Here is a 23,321-nt window from a genome sequence, read left to right as displayed (position 1 = left end):
GATCTGCGGTTTTTTCGTCAACGGCGCGCGGGTGGCGGATTGGCGCGCGTCGGGGGGCGTGGTATCGATGCGATCACCTGTGAATGGCACGGCAACAAGGTGGCGATCATGGAAAATACGAAATCTGTACCCTTGGCGGTGGTCGCGCAGGACATGGCGCCGCGCACCAAACCATCCAATTATCCCGAGCCGTTCTTTTCGCGCATGAACGGGCGGATCAAGCGGCCGCTGGGCGATCTGTTCGGGCTGCGCAATTTCGGTGTGAACCTGACGGTGCTGGTGCCGGGCGCGGAATCGGCGCTGCTGCACCGCCACAGCCGGCAGGATGAATTCATCTATATCCTGCAAGGCACCCCGACACTGGTGACCGATCAGGGCGAAGAACAGCTGGCCCCCGGCATGTGTGCGGGGTTCCCAGCGGGGGGCGTGGCGCATCAGCTGGTCAATCGCAGCGAATCCGAGGTCGTCTATCTGGAAATGGGCGACCGGACGGCGGGCGATGAGGGCAGCTATCCCCATGACGATCTGCGCGCCGTGATGGGTCCGGATGGCAAATGGCTGTTTACCCACAAGGATGGCACGCCCTATTGACACCGTTTCGCGCAGGCCGGTTTCAGGCTATGCTGAAGGCGGGAGGGTTGCATCATGATGCCCCCGCGCGACAGGCTGGACGGCCATATCGTTGAAAATCAGCCCGGCGCGCCGGGGGAGGCCGATCTTTGGCATGATGACGCACCGTTACGCCTGTATGCGCGCACCGGCGATCACGCCGCATTGGCCGGGTTCGGCGCGGCGCTCGGGCAGGGGGGCACGCGTGAACTGGGGCTGGCCGCTGGCCGCAACCCGCCCGAGCTGGTGACATTCGACCGCGCCGGGCGCAGGCTGGATGAGGTCGCGTTTCATCCGGCTTATCACGCGCTGATGGCGCTGGGGCTTGGTGCGGGCTATGCGGCGTTGCCCTGGTCGGGCGCGCGGGGCGGGCATGTCAGCCATGCCGCGATGGTCTATCTGATGACGCAGGTCGAGCCGGGCGTGTGCTGCCCCATGACGATGACCTATGCCGCGGTGCCGGCGCTCGTTGCCGATCCGGACGTGTCGGCGCAGTGGCGGCCCAAGCTGACGATGGCCGCCTATGACCCCGCCACCGTGCCGCTGGGGCGAAAGCGCGCGGCGACGATGGGCATGGCGATGACCGAGAAACAGGGCGGCTCCGATGTTCGCGCCAATACCACCCGCGCCGTGGCCGATGGCGACGGTTATCGTCTGACGGGCCATAAATGGTTTTGTTCCGCGCCGATGTCGGACGGGTTTCTGACATTGGCCCAGGCACCGGGCGGGCTGACCTGTTTCGTGGTGCCGCGCTGGCTGCCTGATGACACGCGCAACGCCATCCACCTGATGCGGCTGAAAGACAAGCTGGGAAACCGGTCGAACGCCAGCGCCGAGATAGAGTTTCACAACACCTATGCCCTGCGCCTGGGTGCAGAGGGCGACGGGGTGCGCACGATCATTCAGATGGTGCATCACACGCGGCTGGATACAGCCATGGCCCCCGCCGGGCTGATGCGCGCCGCCCTGGTCGAGGCCAGGCATTGGTGCGAAGGGCGCCGCGTGTTTCAGCGCCGGCTGATTGACCAGCCGTTGATGCGCGCGGTTCTGGCCGATCTGGCGCTGGATTGGGAAGGCGCGCTGGCGCTGGGGCTGCATGTGGCGCGTGCCTTTGATGGCCCGGGCGAACATGATCGCGCCTTTGCCCGTATCGGGGTGGCGCTGGCGAAATTCCTGTCGAACAAGCGCTGTCCGGTGGTGATCTATGAGGCGATGGAGGTGCTGGGCGGCATGGGCTATGTCGAAGATACGCCCCTGCCCATGCTGTTTCGCGAGAGCCCGCTCAATTCCATCTGGGAGGGGTCGGGCAATGTGATCTGCCTGGATATCCTGCGCACGCTGGCCCGCGATCAGGGCGCGGCGCAGGCGGTGCGCGATGAATTGCACGCCGCCAGCGGGGCCGATCCGCGCTATGACGCCGCGCTGCGCGACCATGCCGCCCAGTGGCCCGCCCTGCCGCCCGAGGCCGAAGCCCGCTGGTTTGCCGAACGCCTGGCCGTTTTGCTGACCGCGTCGGTTCTGATCCGCCATGCACCGGCCGCCGTCGCCGATGGCTTTGTCGCCACGCGCGTTGCCGGCGCGCGCGGTCATGTCAGCGGCGCAGTTGCCGGGCTGGATACAGAGGCTCTGATCGCGCGGATCTGAGGCGCCGCACGCATGCAAACGCCCGGGCCGCTGGCCCGGGCGCCATTGTTGGATTGACGCCGCGATCAGACCAGATCGAAGCGGTCGGCGTTCATCACCTTGGTCCAGGCGCTGACGAAATCGTGCAGGAATTTCTGCTCGTTGCCGCGTTCGGCATAGACTTCGGCCAATGCGCGCAATTGCGAATTGGACCCGAAGACCAGATCGACCCGTGTGGCGGTCCATTTTACCGTTCCGCTGGCCCGCTCGCGGCCCTCGAACAGATCCTGCGAGGCAGAGCTGGCCTTCCACTCGGTGCCCATATCCAGCAGGTTGGTGAAAAAGTCGGTGGTCAAGGTGCCGGGCGTTTTGGTGAAGACGCCATGCCGCGACTGGCCGACATTGGCGTTCAGCACGCGCAAACCACCCACCAGCACCGTCATCTCGGGGGCGGTCAGCCCCAGAAGCTGCGCCCGGTCCACCAGCATCGCTTCAGCCGAGACGGTATAGGCGGCCTTGCTGTAGTTGCGGAAACCGTCTGCCTCGGGCTCCAGCACCGCGAAGGACTCGACATCGGTTTCCTCTTGCGAGGCATCCGTGCGGCCAGGTGCAAAGGGCACCTGCAGGTCAGTTCCGGCCGCCTTGGCGGCCTGTTCGATCGCCGCGGTGCCGCCCAGAACGATCAGATCGGCCAGCGAAACGCGCTTGTCACCCGACTGGGCGCCGTTGAACGCGCTTTGAATGCCTTCCAGGGTTTTCAGGACCTTGGCCAGTTGGGCGGGCTGGTTGACCTCCCAATCCTTTTGCGGGGCAAGGCGGATGCGGGCGCCATTGGCCCCGCCGCGCTTGTCCGATCCGCGGAAGGTCGCGGCCGAGGCCCAGGCGGTCGCCACCAGTTCCGGCACCGTCAGGCCCGAGGCCAGGATTTTGGCCTTCAGATCGGCAATATCGCCCGCCTCGATCAGCGCATGATGCCGCGCCGGGATCGGATCCTGCCAGATCAGGTCTTCGGCGGGAACTTCGGGGCCCAGATAGCGCGATTTGGGGCCCATGTCGCGATGGGTCAGCTTGAACCAGGCGCGGGCAAAGGCATCGGCGAATTCGTCCGGATTGGCATGGAAATGGCGCGAGATCTTTTCATAGGCCGGATCCATGCGCATCGCCATATCGGCGGTGGACATCATGATTGGCACCTTGCGCGACGGATCTTCGGCATCGGGGGCCATGTCTTCGGGGCGCAGGTTCCTGGGTGTCCATTGCGCGGCACCGGCAGGGCTTTTGGTCAGTTCCCATTCATAGCCGAACAGCACATCGAAATAGCCCATGTCCCATTTGGTGGGGTTGGCCGTCCACGCACCTTCCAGCCCGCTGGTGATGGTGTCGCGACCCTTGCCGCTGCCATGGGTGCTCAGCCAGCCAAAGCCCTGCACCTCGATCGGGGCGGCTTCGGGCTCGGGGCCGACATGGGCGGCATCGCCCGCGCCATGCGTCTTGCCGAAGGTGTGGCCGCCTGCGGTCAGGGCGACGGTTTCGTAATCATCCATCGCCATGCGCGCAAAGGTTTCGCGGATATCGCGCGCCGAGGCCAGCGGATCGGGGTTGCCGTCCGGCCCTTCGGGATTCACATAGATCAGGCCCATCTGCACGGCGGCCAGCGGGTCTTCCAGTTCACGATCACCCGAATAGCGGCTTTGCTGGTGGTCGGTTCTGGCCAGCCATTCGTCTTCGCGGCCCCAATAGATGTCTTCCTCGGGTTCCCACACATCGGCGCGGCCGCCACCAAAGCCGAATGTCCGCCCGCCCATCGATTCGATAGCGCAGTTGCCGGCCAGGATCATCAGGTCGGCCCAGGAAATCTGCTTGCCGTATTTCTGCTTGATCGGCCACAGCAGGCGGCGCGCCTTGTCCAGGTTGCCGTTATCGGGCCAGCTGTTGAGCGGGGCAAACCGCTGGGTGCCCGACCCGGCCCCGCCGCGCCCGTCACCGGTGCGATAGGTGCCCGCGCTGTGCCAGGCCATGCGGATGAACAGCGGCCCGTAATGGCCGTAATCGGCCGGCCACCAGTCCTGCGAGTCTGTCATCAGTGCGTAAAGGTCCTGTTTGATGGCCTGAAGGTCGAGCTTCTTGAATTCCTGTGCATAGTCAAAGCTTTCGCCCATCGGATCGGACAGGGCGGAATTCTGGTGCAGGATTTTAAGGTTCAGCTGGTTCGGCCACCAGTCACGGTTCGATCTGGCCCCGGTTGCCGTGTGCATCACTGGGCATTTGCCTGCGGCGCCATTGTCATTTCCGTCCATAATTCTCTCCGATCGTGGCTGAATAATTCCTGTGGGCATGGACAGGGTTCGGTTCGGTTTGCCGTCATGTCAGCGGCTTGGCGATCATTGCCGCCCTTGCCCGAAGGCAGGGGCGCAGATCGCGGCGCTGGGGCAAATTCCTCGGTCTCCTCGTCATCCCTGCGCGAGGCTTAGCAAATCAAAGCCATCGGGTTAAGTTGCATTTACTGATTGAGCCGATAAATTTGTCTTATGACAAACCTGACCTTCAAACAGCTTCGCTATTTCGAGGCGCTGGCGCGGCATGGCCATTTCGGACATGCGGCCGAATCCTGTTCGATCTCGCAGCCGGCCCTGTCGGTCCAGATCCGCGAACTTGAACAGGCGCTGGGCACCCTGTTGTTCGACCGTGGCGCGCGGCAGGTCCGGCTGACCGGCTTTGGCGAGGAATTCGCGCCGCGCGTGCGCGATATCCTGCGCGCCGTCGACGAGCTGGGCGATCTGGCGCGTGCCTCGCAGGGCGGGCTGGTGGGCCGATTGCGCATCGGGGTGATCCCGACCATCGCGCCCTATCTGCTGCCCGCCATCATCAGCAACCTGACCGCGCTGAACGCCGATCTGGATATCCGGGTGCGTGAGACCCTGACGCCGCGCCTGATACAAGAACTGGCGGACGGGCGGCTGGATACAGCGATCGTCGCCCTGCCGGTCTCAGAGCCCGGATTGTCCGAGGTCGCCCTGTTTTCGGAAAACTTCCTGTTGGTTCGGCCACAGGCCGATTGCGATATGCCACCCCCCAGCCGCGACGCGCTGAGAGACATGCGCCTGCTGCTGCTGGAAGAGGGGCACTGCCTGCGCGACCAGGCACTGTCGTTTTGCGATATCCAGCCCAACCAGCCGCAAGAGGGGCTGGATGGCAGCTCGTTATCCACGCTTGTGCAGATGGTGGGGGTCGGAATCGGCGTCACGCTGATTCCGGAAATGGCGGTGCCGGCGCTGGCCGGGTCGGCCCCGGTCTGTGTCAGCCGCTTTGCCGATCCGCAGCCGTCGCGCACCATTGGCATGGTCTGGCGCGAAACCAGCCCGCTGGCGCGCCAGTTGACGCAGATCGCGCAAGTGGTGCGCCGCTCGGCACAGACCCTGCGGGCGGCGCAGGGGTTGCAGACGCCGCCGGGTGCCAACAACAGCCCGGCCTGATCCTGCCGTGCCCGCGCCCCGGTTCAGGGCAGGGTCACGCTGGCCGCACCGGCCACCATCGGGCCGGTTGCCCGCTCAAACCGCAGCCAGGCGATGGCCTGCCCGCCCGACTGGGTGAACAGGGTGCCCGCCTCTTTGTCGCCGGCCATGATCGGGGTGCCGACAGGCGCGCTGCCGGTGATATTGACGGTCATCAACCCCTTGCGCAATTCGGTCTTGTGTTTCATGCGGGCGGTAACTTCCTGCCCGACATAACAGCCCTTTTTGAAATCCACCCCGTGCAGGCGATCGAACCCGGCCTCAAGAATATAGGTTTCATTGGGGATCAGCTCTATCCCGCTTTGCGCAATGCAATGGGCCACACGAATCGCATCCCAGTCGATGGCGGGGGCGGCGCCGGGCGTATCGCCATAGGCGCGCCAGCCCAGGGCGGGATGGCGCGGATCGGGCCAGCCATCGGGCGGCGGCGTGCCCAGCCCGCGCCGCACCTGCACGGGCAGGGGGGCAATGGCGACATCGGCGCGCAGCCGGTACATTGCCAGCCGTTGCTGCAGGGCCGGGGCCAGATCCGATTGCACATCCAGCCAGATCGCATCGCCGTGCTCCAGCAGGAAGAAATCCGCCAGATACTTGCCCTGCGGCGTCAGCAGCGCGGCATAGGTCAGGCCGGTGCCAATGTCATTGGTCACCAGGTTGTGCAGAAAAGGCCGGGCATCGGCGCCGGTCAGTTCCAGCACGGTCCTGTCATCTGCGGCTTCGCCTGTCATGTTGTCGATCCATCCGCGAATTGCAGCCGGTACAGGCCGCTATAGGTGCCGCCCCGGGCCAGCAATTCGTCATGCGTGCCCTGTTCGACCACCCGGCCCTTGTCCATCACGATGATATGGTCAGCCTTGCGCACAGTGGCAAGCCGGTGGGCGATGACAATCGTGGTGCGCCCCTGTGCCAGCTGTTCCAGCGCCTGTTGCACCACCTGTTCGGATTTCGCATCAAGGGCCGATGTTGCCTCGTCCAGCAGCAGGATCGGCGCGTCGCGCAGCAGGGCGCGGGCGATGGCCACGCGCTGGCGCTGGCCACCCGACAGGTTGCTGCCGCGCGGGCCGGCGGGGCTGTCCAGCCCGTTGGGCAGGCCCGGCAGGAAGTCGGCGATATGCGCGGCGCGCAGGATCTGGTTCAGCCGCGCGTCGGGCACTTCGGCACCCAGGGTGATATTGTCGCGCAGGGTTTCATCAAACAGCAGCGCGTCCTGGCTGACGACCGAAAACATCTGCCGCAGGTCGGGCAGGGCCAGCGCGGTGACGGGCGTGCCGCCAATGCTGACGCGGCCCGATTGCGGGTCAACCAGCCGGGTCAGCAGGTTGAACACGGTGCTTTTGCCCGCCCCCGACGGGCCGACCAGCGCGGTCATCTGGCCCGCGCGCGCCGTCAGGGTCAGCCCGTGCAGCACGGGGCTGTCCTCATAGGACAGATGGATATCGGACAGGGCGATATCGGCATGGGCGGGGTCGGCGATCGCGGCGGGCCGGGGGGGTGACACGATCGTGGGCCGTTCGTCAAACACCGCGCGCAGCCGTTCCAGACTGGCGCGCGCCGCCTGCCAGGCACCCGAGACATTGCCGATGCGGCGCAGCGGTTCAAACACCAGCGCCATGGCGGTGAAGAAGCTCATGAATTCGCCGACGGTTTTCTGCCCGTCGATGATCTGCAACCCGCCATAGGTCAGCACGCCCATGAAACCGATCCCGGCCACGATGTCGATCAGCGCGGGGATACCGGCCTGCGCGGCCTCTGACCTGATCTGGGCGCGCACGAAACCGTTCAGCGTGGTGCCGAAACGGGCGGTTTCGCGGGTCTCCATCCGGTTCAGCTTGATGGTGGTTATGCCGTGGAATATTTCGTCCAGCCTCGTGGCGATCAGGGCGGCGGCACTGCGGGCGGCGCGGCTGGCATTGCGCACCCAGCGTTGCAGCAGCAGGATGGGCAGCACCAGCAAGGGCACGCCCGCCACCGCGATCAGGGTCCAAAGCCAGTCGATCGACAGGGCCACGGCGAACAGCGACAGCATCGACACCACATCGCGCCCGGCCGCCGCCAGAACCGTCGACCAGATGGTTGACGCTGCCTGGGTATCGCCGCGCACGCGCTCGATCAAGTTGCCGGGGGGGGTGATCTGAAAATAGCGGCTGTCCAGCGTCATCAGATGGCTGACCAGATCGCCTTGCAGCGCAGATGAGACACGCTGGCCGACACGCGCCATCAGCACCCGCTGCCCGAATCCCGATAGGGCACGCGCCAGAAAAATTGCAAAAATCCCAACTGCGACCAAGGTAATCGCCCCCCGATTGCCCGAAATAAAGACATCATCGAACATCGGGCGGATCATATAGCTGAGAACGCCCAGCATCCCGCCTTCGATTGTCATCAACACCAGCGCCAGGATGATGACCGGCAGATATCGCCGCAGATAGCCTTGCCACAGCCATCCGATCAGCCGCGGGGCGGGGGTCGCCGGGCGAGAGTGGGGGGTCGCCGGGCGAGGGGGGGGCACATCAGCCACGGGTTTTGCCCCGGCTGGCGCGGAATGCGGCGGTAATGGTCTGCGGGTCGTATCGGGTTTCGATCCATTCACGGATCGGCATCGGGGCGCGGGCCGTATCGGCGGCATAGGTCTCCAGCATGAAATCCAGAATGCCGGTGCTGTCGTTCTTCAGGTGCAGATAGCGAAAGCTGAGCTGCCGGCGGGCCTCGTCGATGCTGGCCCCTTCGATATGCATCAGATACAGCGCCGAGGCCAGGCCGGCCCGATCAGCCCCCGATTTGCAATGCAGCAGGAACGGGCGCTCGATGGTTTCGAACAGGTCCAGAAGCCGCAGAAGCGCCGCCGCCGGGGCCAGGCTGCGCGCATAGATGGGGACATCGTGCAGGGTGATGCCCAGCCGGTCGCAGGCCTCTTTTTCCAGCAGGTAATGGCTTTGCGGGGCGCTGCCGCGCAGGGTGATGATCGCCTTGATCCCCATGCGGGTATAGCGGTCCAGACGGGCCGGGGATGGCTGGTTCGATCGCCAGACGCCGGGCGCGACCTGATCCAGATTTGACCAAAGCACCCGTAAAAAGGCATGATCCATAAGATGAAAATGCCATACCGCCGCGCGACGGCCTGCCGGGGTCGAAATATCGTTGCCGAAGGATTGGCGCAGATTCCGTTCGGCCTGGTTCAGCCGGGTCTTGATCGCGTTGAACATAGGCACTTTCTGCCGCTGTGGAACAAGGCCGGGGTCTAACCTGAAACCCTGCCTGTGACAAGCGATTGACGGGTGCCTGTCACCACGTCACAATAAGGTTGACGTAACGTAAGGAGAGCTTGATGGAAGAGCCGGAATACCTGCTGACAGACCAGGGACGCAACATCGCCTTCCATCGCCGCGGCGGAACCGAGCCGGGCATCGTGTTCCTGGGCGGGCTGCAATCGGACATGACCGGAACCAAGGCGATGTTCCTGGATGACTGGGCCGAACGCAGCGGGCGCGCCTTTCTGCGGTTCGATTATTCCGGGCATGGCCAGTCTTCGGAACGGTTCGAAGATGGCTGTATCGGCGACTGGGCGGCCGATGCAATGGCGGCCATATCGGCGCTGACGCGCGGGCGGCAGGTTCTGGTGGGATCGTCCATGGGCGGTTGGGTGTCGCTGCTGGTGGCGCGCGCCATGCCATCCAAGGTCGCCGGGCTGGTCGGCATCGCCGCGGCCCCCGATTTCACCGAAGACAGCATGTGGGCGGGCTTTTCCGATGATCAGAAGGCCGAGCTTGCCAGTGTGGGACGGGTTGAACAGCCCTCGGATTACGGCGATCCCTATGTCATCACCCGCCGCATGATCGAGGATGGTCGCAACCAACTGGTATTGCGCGACCCGCTGGCACTGCCGTTTCCGGTGCGCCTGTTGCAGGGCACGGCCGATACCGATGTCGATATGACGGTGGCGCTGCGCCTGCTGGATCATGCACAGGGTGACGATATCCGGCTGACGCTGGTCAAGGGCGCCGACCACCGTTTTTCCGATCCCGACTGTCTGGCGATGATCCAGGCCGCCATCGAACAGGTGCTGGCCCGTCTGTGACACGGGTGATGTAAGGGGCCGCGCACGCAAAGGGCGCGGCATCGCTGCCGCGCCCTGTTGTCGCGCCTCGCACGCCGGATCAGACCGCGTTCAGCCGGGTGATCTTGTCGCCCTTGGTATCGCTGTGGGCGTCGATGAAATCCAGAACCAGCGGCCGGATATTCTTGCGCCAGCTTTTACCGGCGAAAATGCCGTAATGTCCGGCGCCGGGTTCCAGATGGCTGGCCTTCTTGTCATCAGGCAGGCCGGTCAGCAAACGCAGCGCAGCCACGCATTGACCGGGGGCCGAAATATCATCGTTTTCGCCTTCGACGGTTTTCACGGCGACAGTGGTGATCTTGCCGATATCCACCTGTTTGCCATCGACGACAAAGCGGTTCTGGGCAATTTCGAGGTTCTTGAAGATGCGATCGACCGTCGACAGATAGAATTCCGCCGTCATGTCCATCACCGCCAGATATTCATCGTAAAAGGTGTTGTGCCGGTCGAAATCGCCGGCCTCGCCCTTGGCCACGCGCATGATCTGTTCGCGGAAGGCGGTGGAATGGGTTTCGGCATTCATCGAGATGAACGAGGCCAGCTGCAGCAGTCCCGGATAGACCATCCGCCCGACACCGGCATGGTTGAAGCCCACGCGCTGAATGACGAATTGCTCCAGCTGGCCCATGGTCACGCGGCTGCCGAAATCGGTCACGTCGGTATCGGCGGCATCGGGGTCGATCGGCCCGCCGATCAGGGTCAGGGTGCGGGGCTGGGCCTCGGGGTGTTCTTCGGCCAGATAGGCCGTGGCCGCCAGGGCCAGCGGCGCAGGCTGGCATACCGCGATCACGTTGATGTCGGACCCCAGATGTTTCATGAAATCGACAAGGTAGAGGGTATAGTCTTCGATATCGAACTTGCCTTCGGAGACCGGAATGCCGCGCGCGTTATGCCAGTCGGTGACATAGACCTCGCAATCGGGCAGCAGGCTGGCCACGGTCGAACGCAGCAGGGTCGCGTAATGGCCCGACATCGGCGCGACCAGCAGAACCCGCCGCTGTTTGGGCTTGCGACCGTTGACATGGAAATGGATCAGATCGCCAAAGGGGCGGGCGATCTCGGTCTTGACCGAAACCGTATGATCACGCCCGTCGGCCCCAACGATTGTCTTTATGTCCCAATCGGGTTTCGCTATCATTCTTGCAAAGCTGCGTTCGGCAACCTCGCCCCAGGCGGCAAGCATTCGGAAATACGGAATGGGCAACAGACCAGTAATCGGATACGACCCAAAGGCACGTGCCGTAGCCCCCAGCCACTGGTTCGTGTTTCGGGCGCTTTCCATCAGATCATATGTCGCCATGGATTTCATGAGTCGCTCCTTTGTGGGTGAAGCCCTGTCCACCTGGTGCGATAATATGCCTCACAGGATGGCGATGCTGCAAGTGCGAAGGATACGGAAGGAATTCGCTTATGACAACTGAAGACATTAAGGAAACGGCAAATATTGATCGTCTGAATGCAAATGTCGCCAAAGTCGAGGAGCTTTCCGAACGTCTGATCGCCGCGCTGTCGCACAAGCGTCAGGTGCCGCCGCCGCTGCAGGGGCCGGGGGACGACCTGTATATGAAGGCCGGTGCCGCCTATTGGGCCGAGATGCTGCACCACCCGTCGAAAATGTTCGAACAGCAGGTCGCCTATTGGGGCCGCACACTGAAGCATTTCATCGAAACGCAGGAAACCCTTGCCAAGGGCAAGCTGACGCCGCCCAGCGATGACACCCCCGCAGACCCCAGATTTTCCAATGAATTATGGGAAAGGCACCCTTATTTCAACTTTGTCAAACAGCAATATCTGATGTCGGCGCAGGCCATCGAGACCGCGGTCGCCAATATCGAAGGCCTGGATGACAAGGACCGCTATCGCCTGAATTACTTTACCCGGCAGATCATCGACATGATGGCGCCTACGAATTTTCTGGGCACCAATCCCGATGCGCTGGAGCGCGCGGTCGAGACCGAGGGCGCATCGCTGGTGCAGGGGCTGGAGAATCTCGTGCGCGATATCGAGGCCAATGACGGCGAATTGCTGGTCACGCTGGCCGACAAGGATGCCTTCAAGGTGGGGGTGAATATTGGCACCACCCCTGGCGAGGTGGTGTATCGGAATCGGATGATCGAACTGATACAATACACCCCCACGACGGAAACTGTTCACGCAACGCCACTGCTGATCTTTCCGCCCTGGATCAACAAATTCTATATCATGGACCTGAAGCCCCAGAATTCGCTGATCAAATGGATCGTCGATCAGGGCTACACGCTGTTCGTGGTCAGCTGGGTCAACCCCGATGCCAGCTATGCCGATGTCAGCCTGGAAGATTACATCAGCGAAGGCTTCCTGACCGCGATCGAGCAGGTCAAGCAGATCACAGGTGAAAACAAGATCAACGCGGTGGGTTATTGCATCGCCGGCACCACCCTGTCGCTGACGCTGGGGCTGATGGAAAAACGCGGCGACAAATCGGTGAAATCGGCGACCTTCTTCACGACGATGACCGACTTTTCCGATCAGGGTGAATTCTCTGCCTATCTGGGCAATGATTTTGTCGACGGCATCGAACAGGAGGCTCTGGACAAGGGAATACTTGAATCCTTTTACATGGCGCGCACCTTTTCCTATCTGCGCGCCAATGACCTGATCTATCGCCCCGCGATCCGCAGCTACATGATGGGCGAGGCGCCGCCGGCCTTTGATCTGCTGTTCTGGAATGGCGACGGCACCAACCTGCCGGCGCGCATGGCCATCCAGTATCTGCGCGACCTGTGCCAGAACGACAAGTTGGCCAAAGGAACGATGGAACTGTTCGGCGAAAGGCTGGGCCTGAACAATGTTAAGGTTCCGCTTTGCGCGGTGGCCTGCGAGACGGATCACATCGCCGCCTGGGTGGCCAGCTTTAACGGCGTCAAGCAGATGGGCAGCAAGGACAAGACATTCATCCTCAGTGAAAGCGGCCATATCGCCGGCATCATCAATCCGCCGTCGAAAAAGAAATACGGCCATTACACTAATGAAGGCCCGCTGGACGACGCGGCAGGCTGGAAGGCGGGGGCGCAGTATAACGAAGGGTCGTGGTGGCCCACCTGGGGCAAATGGTTGGCAGAAAGATCCGGCAAGCAGGTTCCGGCGCGCATTCCGGGCGAGGGCGACCACCCGTCCCTGGCCAAGGCGCCGGGCACTTATGTCATCGCGAAAAAGGGCTGACTGCCGTTAGGTAAGTTTTTTGCTGCAGCGCAGCGACGGGGCTTGAAATGCTGCGATGCAGCATGTATATGTCTTTGCAGTCGCAGAACGAGAACGCGCGCATTCAGGAGAAAAGACATGGCTACCACCCAAGACTATGGCAAGATGATGCAGGACATGATGGCATCCTTTCCGATCGACACCACCGCATTGCAGGACAGCTTCAAATCGACCGCCGAGATCAGCGAGAAATTCTCGAAGGTCGCGCTGAGCGCCGCCGAGAAATCGGCTGACATTTCGTCCAAATGGACCAAGGACACCCTGTCCAAGCTGAGCGATGTGACCGCTGTCAAGAAAGAGCCCACCGATTACACCAAGGCGATGACCGATTTCGCGTCGGCCGCTGCGGAAATGGCCGCCGAACATATGGCCGCCTTCGCCGAGGTTGCCAAGAAAGTTCAGATGGATACCGTCGAACTGATGCTGGCCGCAGGCAAGGACATCACCGAAGACGCGACCGCCGCCGTCAAGAAAGCCACTGACGAAGCGACCGCCGCCGCCAAGAAAGCCACCGCCGCTTCCAAGTAAGGCCGGTGTGACTGTGTGCAGTAACGTTGTATGGGTGGGCCCAAAGCCCACCCTTTCTTTTTTTCCAGCTTGAGCCTAGACTTCTCTGCACTGCAACATGACCAATCCGGGGGGGATGCTGGTGACGGACGAAACAACAACACCGCTGTTGATCAAGCGCTATGCCAGTCGGCGCCTGTATAATACCGAAACCAGCGATTATGTGACGCTGGATGATATCGCGCGGTTCATCCGTGACGGGCGCGACGTGCAGATCGTCGATCTGAAAAGCGGCGACGACCTGACCCGGCAATATCTGCTGCAGATCATCGCCGAACATGAAAGCAAGGGCGAAAGCATGCTGCCCATTCATGTGCTGAACGATCTGGTGCGCGGCTATACCAACCAGGCGCAAAGCGTGGTGCCGCAGTTTCTGGCCATGAGCTTCGACATGCTGCGCGACAGCCAGTCGAAGATGATGGAAAACCTTGGCACCATACCGATGCCGATGGCGGGCATGCCCGGCTTTGACGCGATGCAGAAACAGCAAAAGGCGTTTCTGAAGGCCATGACCGGCGGTATGTCGGGCAAATGGCCGGCCGGCGGCGCCGGGGCCGAGGGTGGCAAGACCGAAGACCTGGACGAGATCAAGAAACAGCTGGCCGAATTGCAGGCCAAACTGTCCCGCCTGGGGGACTAGAACCGCCCATCGGGCTTGCGTCGGGAACGAGGTCGAAACATGGTTCAGGGCGCGGGCCGATTTACCCTGTGGGGCATCGAAGCCTTTGTGGTGACGGCCCAGGAAGGGTCGGTTTCGGCCGCTGCCCGGCGTCTGGGGGCCAGCCCCTCGGGCATCAGTCAGCAGATATCGGCACTGGAAGCTGCGCTGGCCACCAGCCTGATGGATCGCTCGTCGCGCCCCGTCGCGCTGACCCCCGAAGGCCGCATCTTTCTGCGCCGCGCCCAGCGTATCCTGGCCGAGGCCCAGCAGGCCCGGGCCGAGCTGACCGCCCATGACCTGTCTGCCCTGACCGAATTCCGGCTGGGCATGATCGAGGATTTCGATGCCGATGTAACCCCGCGCCTGATGACTGATCTGGCGGACGAGCTGACCGGCTGCCAGTTCCTGTTGGAAACCGGGGCCAGTCACCGCCTGTTCGACCTGTTGAACAGCCGTGCGCTGGATGTGATCGTCGCGGCCGATATGGGCGCGCCTGCCGACTGGATGGAGGTGCATCCGCTGATCGACGAACCCTTCGTGGCGGCGGTGCCCAAGGGGCGCGTTGATGCGGGCGGCGATGTGCTGGCCCAGCTTACGGCGCTGCCGCTGATCCAGTATACCCAGCGTCACCATATGGGGCGGCAGATCGCCGATCATCTGGCGCGCCAGAACCTGACGCTGGCGCATCGGTTCGAGCTGGACAGCTATCACGCCATTCTGGCGATGGTCTCGGGCGGGGCGGGTTGGACGATCCTGACGCCGCTGGGCTATTTGCGGGCACAACGGTTCCGCGACCGGGTGGATGTCTTGCCGCTGCCGGTCGCGCCCTTGTCGCGCCGGATATCGTTATGCGCACGCGCAGGCGTGTTGCAGGATATTCCCGACCGTGTGGCCGCGCGCCTGCGCCTGCTGCTGGAGGAAATGATCGTGGCTCCGGCCACGGCGCAAATACCGTGGCTCAAGCCCGATCTCAGGCTGGTGCCGGGGCGCGATCAGGTGCCATAGGCGCGCAGATCCTCCATCACCGCGAAGGTCGCGCCAATCAGCGCATCGGCGATGAAATCCAGATCCGGTTTTTGCAGCCGCGCGGGCAGGCGCACATCGCAGGCGCGCATCAGCATCGCGCGGGTCCGGGGCAGGTCGGGCGTCCCGCCGGGAATGAATTGCCAGTTCCAGAAGGCGCGCGCATTGTCCTGCGACAGGCCGAAGATCTGAACGCTGATCCCGCGCGCCGACGCCGCATCCTGAAAGGCCAGCGCATCGGCATCGCTGTCAAACCCCATCAGATTGAACTGGATCGAATCCGGCGCGCGCAGTTCGGCCGCCAAGGGCGGCGGCACGTGCAGCCAGGGCGTTTCATTCAGAAGCCCCGCCACATAATCGTGATTGGCGCGCCCGTCCTGCACGCGCCGGGCCAATTCGCCCAGTTGCGGGCGGATGACAGCGGCCGACAGGTTCTGCATGCGCATGTTGTAAAGCGGCAGGCGGTTCTGCCATGTGGCGAACCGGTCTTGCAGCACGGGGTGCTTTTTCCAATTATGTTCATAGGCGCCCGACATGATGATCGCCCGGGCAATCAGATCGGCATCATCGGTGATCAGGATGCCGCCCTCGCCGGCATTGATCATCTTGTAGGACTGGAAAGAAAAACAGCCGATCTTGCCAATCGTGCCGATCTTGCGCCCGCTCCACTGCGTGCCCAGCGAATGGGCCGCGTCCTCGATCACCGGCACGCCGCGCGCATCGCACAGGGCCATGATCGCATCCATATCGGATGTATGGCCGCGCATGTGGCTGATCATCACGGCGGCGATGTTGTCATCCAGCTTGGCGGCGAAGTCACCCATGTCGATGCGATAGTTTTCGCCCACCTCGACCAGCACCGGCTGGCAATCGGCATGAACCACCGCCGAGGGCACGGCGGCAAAGGTAAAGCCCGGCACCAGAACCCGCGCCCCGCGCGGCAGGTCCAGCGCCCGCAACGACAAAAACAGCGCCGCCGAACAGGATGACACCGCCAGCGCATATTTTGCCCCCATCAGATCGGCGAATTCACGCTCCAGCAGGGCGACGGGCGCGTTTTCGGGGGCGGTATAGCGGAACAGGTCGCCACTCGCCAACAGCCGGTCTATTTCGGCGCGCGCGCCATCCGGGATCGGTTCGGCGTCATAGACATTCGGGGGCAGGGGCATTTTGTTACCTTTCCTGAACTGCTCTTTCAGGAAAAATTAAAGTATTCCGTCGCCGGTGCCTAATGGAATTTTTGTAACACGCGGCCCGGTCTCAGATTCCCAGCCGGTCACGCATCGAAAACCAGCGCATCGCCAGCCCCATCAGCGGCGTGCGCAGCGCCCCCCCGCCGGGAAAGCGCGGCGTGGGCAGGCGGGCCATCAGATCGAACCCTTCGGCCTGTCCGGCCATCGCATCGGCCATCAGCCGCCCCGCCAGCACCGCCAGCGCAACCCCATGGCCGCTATAGCCCGACGCCGACAGGATATTGGCGGCCGGGCGCGCGAAATGGGGCAGACGGGTCATGGTGATGGCCAGCGTGCCGCCCCAGGCGTGGTCGATGCGCACATCGGCCAGTTGCGGGAAAACCTGCGCCATCGGCTTGCGCACCGTCGCGGCGATGTCAGTCGGAAACCGGTCACCATAGCTTTCGCCGCCGCCAAACAGCAACCGCCCGTCGGGCGTCATCCGAAAATAATTGACCACGAAATTGCTGTCGGCCACGGCGACATCTTTGGCCAGAACCTGTGCCGCCCGCGCGCCCAGCGGTTCGGTCGCCACAATGAAATTGTTGATCGGCAGCACCCGCGCACCGATGCCCCGTTCCAGACCGCACAGATAGCCGTTGGTGGCCAGCACCACATGGTCACACACCACCCGGCCCGTATCGGTGCGCACCACGGGTTTGGCCCCATGCGCGATGTGATGCACATGCGACATTTCATGAATGACAGCGCCCGCCGCAACCGCCGCGCGCGCCAAACCAAAGACCAGCGCCAGCGGATGCAGATGCCCGGCCCCCCAATCCACCGATCCGCCGTGATAGACGGGCGATCCGACCAGCGCGCGCATCTCGTCGCGGGTCAGCGGCTCGACCAGATCATATTCATAATCGAGCCGCAGCTTTTCGGCATAGGCATGGTCGGCGGCCACATCGCCCGCGCGGCGCAGCGCATGAACCACACCGGGGCGGTAATCGCATGCGATGGCGTGATCGGCGATCAGGCGCGCCAGCAGCGCCTTGGCGTCTTCGGCCAGATGCCACAGCCGGGCGGCATCCCCGTCACCCATCATGCGTTCCAGCGCGATCTGGTCCAGCCGCTGTCCGCTGTGAACCTGCCCGCCATTGCGCCCCGATGCGCCAAAGCCAACCCGGTGCGCATCCACCACCACCACCCGCAGCCCGCGCTGCGCCAGATGCAGCGCCGCCGACAGCCCGGTAAACCCCGCGCCGATCACGCAGACATCGGCGCGCGCCTCGCCGCGCAGCGGGGCATAGGGGCCCGGCGGGGCGGCCGTGGCCGCATACCAGCTGTCGGGGTATTGGCCGCGCCGGTCATTGGTGAACAGCAGGCTCATGCGTCAGACGTTCAGCAAAAGATGCTCACGCTCCCATGGGCTGATGACCTGAAGGAAGGCCTTGTATTCCAGTGCCTTGACGGCGGAATAGACGGTGCAGAATTCCTCGCCCAGGATCTCGCGCAGGGGGTTGGGGGTGTCGAACAGGTCCAGCGCCTCGGACACGTTGCGCGGGATACCTTCGTCCGACGCATAGGCATCGCCCTTGAATTCGTCCTTGGGATATTTGCCTTCCATCAGCCCCAGATAGCCGCAGGCCAGCGAGGCCGCGATACCCAGATAGGGGTTGCAATCCATCCCCGCCAGCCGGTTTTCCAGCCGCCGCGATTTCGTATCCGACACAGGCACCCGCAACCCGGTGGTGCGGTTGTCACGCCCCCATTCCAGATTGATCGGCGCGGCAAAGTCGGGGACATAGCGGCGATAGCTGTTCACATAAGGTGCCATCAGCGCGATGCTGGCGGGCAGATGGGTCTGCATCCCGGCGATGAAATGCAGAAAGGCGTGGCTTTCGGTGCCGTCGGGCTGGGAAAAGATGTTGTCACCGGTCTTCATGTCGACCACCGAATGGTGGATATGCATGGCCGATCCCGGTTCGTCCTCGATCGGTTTGGCCATGAAGGTGGCATAGCAATCATGGCGCAGCGCCGCCTCGCGGATCAGGCGCTTGAAGAAAAAGATCTCGTCGGCGAGTTTCACCGGGTCGCCATGGCGCAGGTTCATCTCGACCTGACCGGCGCCGCCTTCCTGCAGGATGCCGTCGATCTCGAACCCCTGCAATTCGGCGAAATCATAGATATCGTCGATGACGGGACCATATTCATCGACCGCCGACATCGAATAGGCCTGCCGCGCCGCCGCCCGCCGGCCAGACCGGCCCATTGGCGGGATCACGGGCTGCGTGGGGTCGATATTGCGGGCGACCAGAAAGAACTCCATCTCGGGGGCAACGATCGGTTCCCAGCCTTGGTCGTTGTAAAGCTGCACCACGCGCTTGAGAACGTTGCGCGGCGCGACCGGCACCGGCACGCCATTCTGGTCGTGGATGTCGTGGATCACCTGCAAGGTCCAGTCCGCCGTCCAGGGGGCGGCGGTGGCGGTCGTCATGTCCGGCGTCAGGATCATGTCGGGCTCGGTAAAGCCTTGATTGCCGATCTCGGCCCATTCACCGGTGATGGTCTGCAGGAAGATCGAATTGGGCAGATAGAAATGGGTCTGCCGGCTGAATTTCGGCGCGGGCATCGCCTTGCCTCGGGCGACGCCCGCGATATCGGCGACGATGCATTCGACCTCGTCCAGGCGGCGCTCGGCAATGAACGCGCGGGCGGCGTCAGGCATGTTGTCGGTCCAGTCAGCCATGGGGCACCTTGCGGGGTTGTTGAAAGAAATCAGCGATCATGTCGCCCAGTTTTGCATTGTCGGTGGGCGCGGGCAGGGCGGCGGTGGCGCGGGCCAGAATATCGTCGGGCACGATGCCCTTGCTGCGCTTTTCGATCAGACCCCGCACATAGCCCGCATCGAATTCGGGATGCGGCTGAACGCTGAACGCGCGATCATCATAGGCAAGGGCGGCAAAACGGCACTTGTCGCCGCTGCCGATCACCTGCGCGCCGGGGGGCAGGTCAACGACCTGATCCTGGTGCCAGGCATTCAGCGCCAGCTTCTGGCCGCCGATATCATAGTCGCTGCGCCCCACGACCCAGCCGCCGCTGAACTTTTCAACCCGCCCGCCCAGGGCCTGCGCCATGATTTGATGACCGAAACAGATACCGACCAGCGGCACATGCGCGCCATAGGCCGCGCGAATGAGATCCTCCAGCGGCGGGATGAAGGCATGGTCTTCATAGACCCCGTGCCGCGATCCCGTGATAAGCCAGCCCTCTGCGTCATGGACGGAGGCGGGGAATTCCATATTCACCACCGACCATGTGCGAAACGCAAAGCCGCGACCGGCCAGCAGGCGTTCCATCATGTCGGGATAGCTGCCGTGTTCGGGGCGCAGCACATCCGAAACAAGGCCGGTTTCCAGAATGCCGATCAGCATCGGGTCTCTCATGTGATTGTTTTGATGACGGTAAGCCCGCAGCGCGGCGGCGGCAAGGCCTATCGGATCAGCGGCGTGCCTCGACCCGCTGGCGGGCCAGCGCGCTGTCGCGGTCATTGATGCCCAGCAGATTGGCCAGCAGGCGCAACTGGGCGTCTTCCTCATGGTCGCGCACGCCATCGGCCAGCACCACATGCCAAAGGGCCTCTATCACGCGGGCGCGGTCTTCATACGGCACGGCATCCTTGATCGCGCGGGTAAAGCGCACGGTGTCGGGGGCCTCGGTTTCCAGGGTTTCGGCATCGCGGCGCAGGGCGCTGGCCTCGAAGGGCGACAGCTCATAACGGGCGCGCAGGATCCGGTCGATCTGGTCGGCCTCGGCCTGGGCATAATCGCCATCGGCACGGGCAATGCGCACCATCAGTGCTGCCAGGGCCAGACGCGCATCGGCATCAGGCAACCGGTCGGGTTGGGGCTGAATCAGGCGGGAAAGCAGGCTGGCGAACATGCAACCGATATGGCGCGAACCGCCGCGCAAGGCAAGGGCACAGGCCCGGCCTGTTTCAAAACCGTGAACGCGCGGGGGATGGCGTGACCGGCAATCGGGCGGGCATCACCACCCGCCCGATACATGCAGTTCCCCGCGCGCGAAGGCGTTACAGGCCAGGCAGCACCGCCAGCAGGCCACGATTGCTGAAAGTCGCGCCGCGCGTGGTGCCAAGGTTGATCCTGGCGCCGATCCCAAAGAAGGTTTCCGACCCCGACAGACCAAAGGCATTGGCGTCAAGATTGCCGATTTCCGCGTAAAGCGTGGTCATGGGCGACAGGGTATAATCGGCCTGAACCGCCAGGCGTGTCAGGTCCAGACCCAGGTTATAGCTGGCCCCGTCCAGCGACAGGCCCAGCCCGAAACCTTGCCCAAGACCCGTGCGGGCCGACAGACCGAACAGCGTGCCCTCAGAGCCGGTATCGTCGAAAGCCGCCACATAGATTTCGGCATCGAACCCGCCCAGATCATAGCCCGCCTCAAGCCCATAGTAATCGGCGGTGCCGGCCAGATCGTCCTGGCCATAGAACACGCCGAACGCCGATACATCGCTGGCGCGATAGATGGCATGGGCGGTTACGGTCGACCCGTTATCGCTGGTCGAGCCATAGGAATAAAAGCTCAGATCAATCTGAGTGGCGAAACTGGACGAAAAGCCGATCTCGACCGCGCCTTTGGCGGCAAAGCGCGAAATATCGTTATCGTCGGAAAAGGCGGAATATCCCAGATCAAGCGACGCGCCGCTCAGTTCGACCGCCGAGGCGGCAACAGGGAACAGGCAGATCGTGGTGCCGAGGGCCAGTAGGATGGATTTCATGGACATGGAGACTCCGATATTGGATGGACCAGGGAAAGATGCGCGCCCCTTGCGAAATGCGCCGGGGCTCAGCGCACTCATACCCAGATTTAGCCGCAACGCAGCATCCTCCCACAAAGATTGGTAAACAGTTGCAGGCTGAGCACAAGCGGGTGTTTCCCTTAGCGAATGTCCTGCCGCAATTGGGCAAGCGTTGCCGTCAGGGTGATGGTTTGAAGTTCAAACCAACCGGCTCACCTCCACCGCCGCGCGCACGAAATCGGCAAACAGCGGGTGCGGGGCGAAGGGTTTGGATTTCAGTTCGGGGTGGAACTGCACGCCGATGAACCAGGGATGGTTCTTCCATTCGACGATCTCGGGCAGGCGACCGTCGGGCGACATGCCGGAAAAGCACAGGCCGGTCGCTTCCAGCTTGTCGCGGTATTTCACGTCCACCTCATAGCGATGCCGGTGGCGTTCCTCGATCACCGTTGATCCATAGATCTGCGCCACATGCGATCCATCGGACAGATGCGCGGTATAGGCACCCAGACGCATGGTGCCGCCCTTGTCATCCTCCAGCTTGCGCGCCACCTTGTGGTTGCCCTGCACCCATTCCTTCAGGTGGTAAACCACGGGCGTAAAACGCTTTTTACCTGCCTCAAGGTCAAATTCCTCGGACCCCGCATCGGCCAGACCGCCCAGATTGCGCGCGGCCTCGATCACGGCCATCTGCATGCCCAGACAGATGCCCAGATAGGGGATCTGCCGGGTGCGGGCAAATTCGGCGGCCTTGATCTTGCCCTCGGTGCCGCGTTCGCCAAAGCCGCCGGGCACCAGAATGGCGTGAAAGCCTTCCAGCCAGGGCGCGGGGTCTTCGCGTTCGAATATTTCGGCGTCGATCCATTCGGCGCGCACCCGCACCCGGTTGGCCATGCCGCCATGGGTCAGCGCCTCGGCGATCGACTTATAGGCGTCTTCAAGCTGGGTATATTTGCCGACGATGGCGACGCGCACCTCGCCTTCGGCGTTTTCCAGCCGATCCATCACGTCTTCCCAGCGGGTCAGATCGGGGCGCGGGGCGGGGCTGATCTGGAACGCGTCCAGCACGGCCTGATCCAGCCCTTCGCGGTGATAGGCCAGCGGGGCTTCATAGATAGAATTGAGGTCATAGGCAGCGACCACGGATTCCTTGCGGACGTTGCAGAAGAGCGCGATCTTCTCACGCTCTTTTTCCGGGATCGGATGTTCCGACCGGCACACAAGGATATCGGGCGCGATACCGATGCTTTGCAATTCCTTGACCGAATGCTGCGTCGGTTTGGTCTTCAACTCGCCCGATGCCGCCAGATAGGGCAGCAGGGTCAGATGCATGAAGATGCACTGCCCGCGCGGGCGGTCGTGGGAAAACTGGCGGATCGCCTCGAAGAACGGCAGGCCTTCGATATCGCCGACGGTGCCGCCGATCTCGCACAGCATGAAATCGACCTCATCCGACCCGACGGCCAGGAAATCCTTGATCTCATTGGTGACGTGGGGGATCACCTGAATCGTCTTGCCCAGATAATCGCCGCGCCGTTCCTTCTCTAGCACATTGGAATAGATGCGCCCCGAACTGACCGAGTCGGTCTTGCGCGCGGCCACACCTGTGAAACGCTCGTAATGGCCCAGATCCAGATCGGTTTCCGCGCCATCATCGGTCACGAAGACCTCACCATGCTCGAACGGGGACATCGTGCCGGGATCGACGTTCAAATAGGGGTCAAGCTTGCGCAACCGCACAGAAAACCCACGCGCCTGCAACAAAGCGCCAAGGGCGGCCGAGGCCAGACCCTTGCCCAGCGACGAAACAACCCCACCCGTGATGAAAATATAACGTGCCATCGGTTGGCGTCCCCCGTCGTTTAGGCTGCGACTAGTCGCGAATAAGCGCCTTTTGCGGACATCGAAAACCGCAGCACCACGGGATTTGACCCATAGAGGATTCGCGAGCAAAAGGCAAGCTGGCCGCAACATGATG

At 63.0% G+C, this 23,321-nt stretch carries 20 protein-coding genes; 8 read left to right on the top strand and 12 right to left on the bottom strand.

The window, feature by feature from the left end:
• Positions 1-108 precede the first annotated feature (108 nt).
• Positions 109-591 (top strand): cupin domain-containing protein, encoded by a 483-nt coding sequence (locus tag ACTCHC_RS10960; RefSeq protein WP_463022530.1) that lies wholly within the window; start codon positions 109-111, stop codon positions 589-591.
• A 54-nt stretch (positions 592-645) separates the two neighbouring features.
• Complete coding sequence (locus tag ACTCHC_RS10955; RefSeq protein ID WP_463022529.1) at positions 646-2,253, top strand: acyl-CoA dehydrogenase family protein; 1,608 nt, start codon at positions 646-648, stop codon at positions 2,251-2,253.
• 65 nt (positions 2,254-2,318) lie between these two features.
• On the opposite strand, the gene katG is transcribed toward ACTCHC_RS10955, so the two are convergent.
• Entirely contained in the window at positions 2,319-4,529 is a 2,211-nt protein-coding gene (katG, locus tag ACTCHC_RS10950; RefSeq protein ID WP_463022528.1) for a catalase/peroxidase HPI, read from the bottom strand.
• Positions 4,530-4,760: 231 nt separating this feature from the next.
• Between katG and ACTCHC_RS10945 the strand changes: the two genes are divergently transcribed.
• Positions 4,761-5,705 (top strand): LysR substrate-binding domain-containing protein, encoded by a 945-nt coding sequence (locus ACTCHC_RS10945; RefSeq protein ID WP_463022527.1) that lies wholly within the window; start codon positions 4,761-4,763, stop codon positions 5,703-5,705.
• A gap of 23 nt (positions 5,706-5,728) precedes the next feature.
• On the opposite strand, the gene ygfZ is transcribed toward ACTCHC_RS10945, so the two are convergent.
• From ygfZ to ACTCHC_RS10930, 3 genes are read right to left on the bottom strand one after another with little or no spacing between them, the layout of a single operon-like run.
• Positions 5,729-6,472: a CAF17-like 4Fe-4S cluster assembly/insertion protein YgfZ gene (gene ygfZ, locus ACTCHC_RS10940; protein ID WP_463022526.1), complete on the bottom strand. Its 744-nt coding sequence runs from the start codon at positions 6,470-6,472 to the stop codon at positions 5,729-5,731.
• Entirely contained in the window at positions 6,469-8,253 is a 1,785-nt protein-coding gene (locus ACTCHC_RS10935) for an ABC transporter ATP-binding protein (protein ID WP_463022583.1), read from the bottom strand. Before ACTCHC_RS10935 ends, ygfZ begins: the two co-directional genes overlap by 4 nt.
• Position 8,254: 1 nt before the next feature.
• A complete protein-coding gene (locus tag ACTCHC_RS10930) occupies positions 8,255-8,947 on the bottom strand; it encodes a phosphatase domain-containing protein (protein WP_463022525.1) in 693 nt (230 codons plus the stop codon).
• 122 nt (positions 8,948-9,069) lie between these two features.
• Between ACTCHC_RS10930 and ACTCHC_RS10925 the strand changes: the two genes are divergently transcribed.
• Positions 9,070-9,819 (top strand): alpha/beta hydrolase, encoded by a 750-nt coding sequence (locus ACTCHC_RS10925; RefSeq protein WP_463022524.1) that lies wholly within the window; start codon positions 9,070-9,072, stop codon positions 9,817-9,819.
• A gap of 79 nt (positions 9,820-9,898) precedes the next feature.
• On the opposite strand, the gene phaZ is transcribed toward ACTCHC_RS10925, so the two are convergent.
• Entirely contained in the window at positions 9,899-11,167 is a 1,269-nt protein-coding gene (gene phaZ / locus ACTCHC_RS10920; protein WP_463022523.1) for a polyhydroxyalkanoate depolymerase, read from the bottom strand.
• Between the two features lie 101 nt (positions 11,168-11,268).
• Between phaZ and ACTCHC_RS10915 the strand changes: the two genes are divergently transcribed.
• The 4 genes from ACTCHC_RS10915 to ACTCHC_RS10900 all read left to right on the top strand — a co-directional run bounded on the left by ACTCHC_RS10915 (position 11,269) and on the right by ACTCHC_RS10900 (position 15,331).
• The gene (locus ACTCHC_RS10915) at positions 11,269-13,059 is read left to right on the top strand and encodes a PHA/PHB synthase family protein (protein ID WP_463022522.1); all 1,791 of its coding nucleotides are present in this window, start codon (positions 11,269-11,271) and stop codon (positions 13,057-13,059) included.
• Between the two features lie 117 nt (positions 13,060-13,176).
• Complete coding sequence (locus ACTCHC_RS10910; protein ID WP_463022521.1) at positions 13,177-13,626, top strand: phasin family protein; 450 nt, start codon at positions 13,177-13,179, stop codon at positions 13,624-13,626.
• Between the two features lie 115 nt (positions 13,627-13,741).
• A complete protein-coding gene (gene phaR, locus ACTCHC_RS10905; RefSeq protein ID WP_463022582.1) occupies positions 13,742-14,305 on the top strand; it encodes a polyhydroxyalkanoate synthesis repressor PhaR in 564 nt (187 codons plus the stop codon).
• Positions 14,306-14,344: 39 nt separating this feature from the next.
• Entirely contained in the window at positions 14,345-15,331 is a 987-nt protein-coding gene (locus ACTCHC_RS10900) for a LysR family transcriptional regulator (protein ID WP_463022520.1), read from the top strand.
• On the opposite strand, the gene ACTCHC_RS10895 is transcribed toward ACTCHC_RS10900, so the two are convergent.
• The 7 genes from ACTCHC_RS10895 to ACTCHC_RS10865 form a co-directional block, all read right to left on the bottom strand.
• On the bottom strand, positions 15,319-16,518 hold the full coding sequence (locus tag ACTCHC_RS10895) for a DegT/DnrJ/EryC1/StrS family aminotransferase (protein WP_463022519.1): 1,200 nt from the start codon (positions 16,516-16,518) through the stop codon (positions 15,319-15,321). The genes ACTCHC_RS10900 and ACTCHC_RS10895 overlap by 13 nt on opposite strands.
• A 91-nt stretch (positions 16,519-16,609) precedes the next feature.
• Positions 16,610-17,914, bottom strand: coding sequence for an NAD(P)/FAD-dependent oxidoreductase (locus ACTCHC_RS10890; protein WP_463022518.1), 1,305 nt, complete (start codon positions 17,912-17,914; stop codon positions 16,610-16,612).
• A gap of 3 nt (positions 17,915-17,917) precedes the next feature.
• Complete coding sequence (locus ACTCHC_RS10885; protein ID WP_463022517.1) at positions 17,918-19,273, bottom strand: glutamine synthetase family protein; 1,356 nt, start codon at positions 19,271-19,273, stop codon at positions 17,918-17,920.
• Complete coding sequence (locus tag ACTCHC_RS10880) at positions 19,266-19,958, bottom strand: type 1 glutamine amidotransferase (RefSeq protein ID WP_463022581.1); 693 nt, start codon at positions 19,956-19,958, stop codon at positions 19,266-19,268. Before ACTCHC_RS10880 ends, ACTCHC_RS10885 begins: the two co-directional genes overlap by 8 nt.
• A gap of 67 nt (positions 19,959-20,025) precedes the next feature.
• On the bottom strand, positions 20,026-20,466 hold the full coding sequence (locus ACTCHC_RS10875) for a tellurite resistance TerB family protein (protein WP_463022516.1): 441 nt from the start codon (positions 20,464-20,466) through the stop codon (positions 20,026-20,028).
• A 148-nt stretch (positions 20,467-20,614) separates the two neighbouring features.
• Positions 20,615-21,328, bottom strand: coding sequence for a porin (locus ACTCHC_RS10870; RefSeq protein WP_463022515.1), 714 nt, complete (start codon positions 21,326-21,328; stop codon positions 20,615-20,617).
• A gap of 213 nt (positions 21,329-21,541) precedes the next feature.
• Entirely contained in the window at positions 21,542-23,185 is a 1,644-nt protein-coding gene (locus ACTCHC_RS10865) for a CTP synthase (RefSeq protein ID WP_463022514.1), read from the bottom strand.
• Positions 23,186-23,321 lie beyond the last annotated feature (136 nt).

The organism is Actibacterium sp. (genome assembly GCF_055134745.1).
The sequence above is the reverse complement of the archived record's forward strand: the minus strand, read 5'-3'. Positions and strand labels throughout refer to the sequence as shown.

Excerpts from the sequence above, each read along its gene's own strand:
- ACTCHC_RS10960 (WP_463022530.1), top strand. The coding sequence starts at position 109 with ATGGAAAATACGAAATCTGTACCCTTGGCGGTGGTCGCGCAGGACATG.
- ACTCHC_RS10955 (WP_463022529.1), top strand. The coding sequence starts at position 646 with ATGATGCCCCCGCGCGACAGGCTGGACGGCCATATCGTTGAAAATCAG.
- katG (WP_463022528.1), bottom strand. The coding sequence starts at position 4,529 with ATGGACGGAAATGACAATGGCGCCGCAGGCAAATGCCCAGTGATGCAC.
- ACTCHC_RS10945 (WP_463022527.1), top strand. The coding sequence starts at position 4,761 with ATGACAAACCTGACCTTCAAACAGCTTCGCTATTTCGAGGCGCTGGCG.
- ygfZ (WP_463022526.1), bottom strand. The coding sequence starts at position 6,472 with ATGACAGGCGAAGCCGCAGATGACAGGACCGTGCTGGAACTGACCGGC.
- ACTCHC_RS10930 (WP_463022525.1), bottom strand. The coding sequence starts at position 8,947 with ATGTTCAACGCGATCAAGACCCGGCTGAACCAGGCCGAACGGAATCTG.
- ACTCHC_RS10925 (WP_463022524.1), top strand. The coding sequence starts at position 9,070 with ATGGAAGAGCCGGAATACCTGCTGACAGACCAGGGACGCAACATCGCC.
- phaZ (WP_463022523.1), bottom strand. The coding sequence starts at position 11,167 with ATGAAATCCATGGCGACATATGATCTGATGGAAAGCGCCCGAAACACG.
- ACTCHC_RS10915 (WP_463022522.1), top strand. The coding sequence starts at position 11,269 with ATGACAACTGAAGACATTAAGGAAACGGCAAATATTGATCGTCTGAAT.
- ACTCHC_RS10910 (WP_463022521.1), top strand. The coding sequence starts at position 13,177 with ATGGCTACCACCCAAGACTATGGCAAGATGATGCAGGACATGATGGCA.
- phaR (WP_463022582.1), top strand. The coding sequence starts at position 13,742 with ATGCTGGTGACGGACGAAACAACAACACCGCTGTTGATCAAGCGCTAT.
- ACTCHC_RS10900 (WP_463022520.1), top strand. The coding sequence starts at position 14,345 with ATGGTTCAGGGCGCGGGCCGATTTACCCTGTGGGGCATCGAAGCCTTT.
- ACTCHC_RS10895 (WP_463022519.1), bottom strand. The coding sequence starts at position 16,518 with ATGCCCCTGCCCCCGAATGTCTATGACGCCGAACCGATCCCGGATGGC.
- ACTCHC_RS10890 (WP_463022518.1), bottom strand. The coding sequence starts at position 17,914 with ATGAGCCTGCTGTTCACCAATGACCGGCGCGGCCAATACCCCGACAGC.
- ACTCHC_RS10885 (WP_463022517.1), bottom strand. The coding sequence starts at position 19,273 with ATGGCTGACTGGACCGACAACATGCCTGACGCCGCCCGCGCGTTCATT.
- ACTCHC_RS10880 (WP_463022581.1), bottom strand. The coding sequence starts at position 19,958 with ATGCTGATCGGCATTCTGGAAACCGGCCTTGTTTCGGATGTGCTGCGC.
- ACTCHC_RS10875 (WP_463022516.1), bottom strand. The coding sequence starts at position 20,466 with ATGTTCGCCAGCCTGCTTTCCCGCCTGATTCAGCCCCAACCCGACCGG.
- ACTCHC_RS10870 (WP_463022515.1), bottom strand. The coding sequence starts at position 21,328 with ATGTCCATGAAATCCATCCTACTGGCCCTCGGCACCACGATCTGCCTG.
- ACTCHC_RS10865 (WP_463022514.1), bottom strand. The coding sequence starts at position 23,185 with ATGGCACGTTATATTTTCATCACGGGTGGGGTTGTTTCGTCGCTGGGC.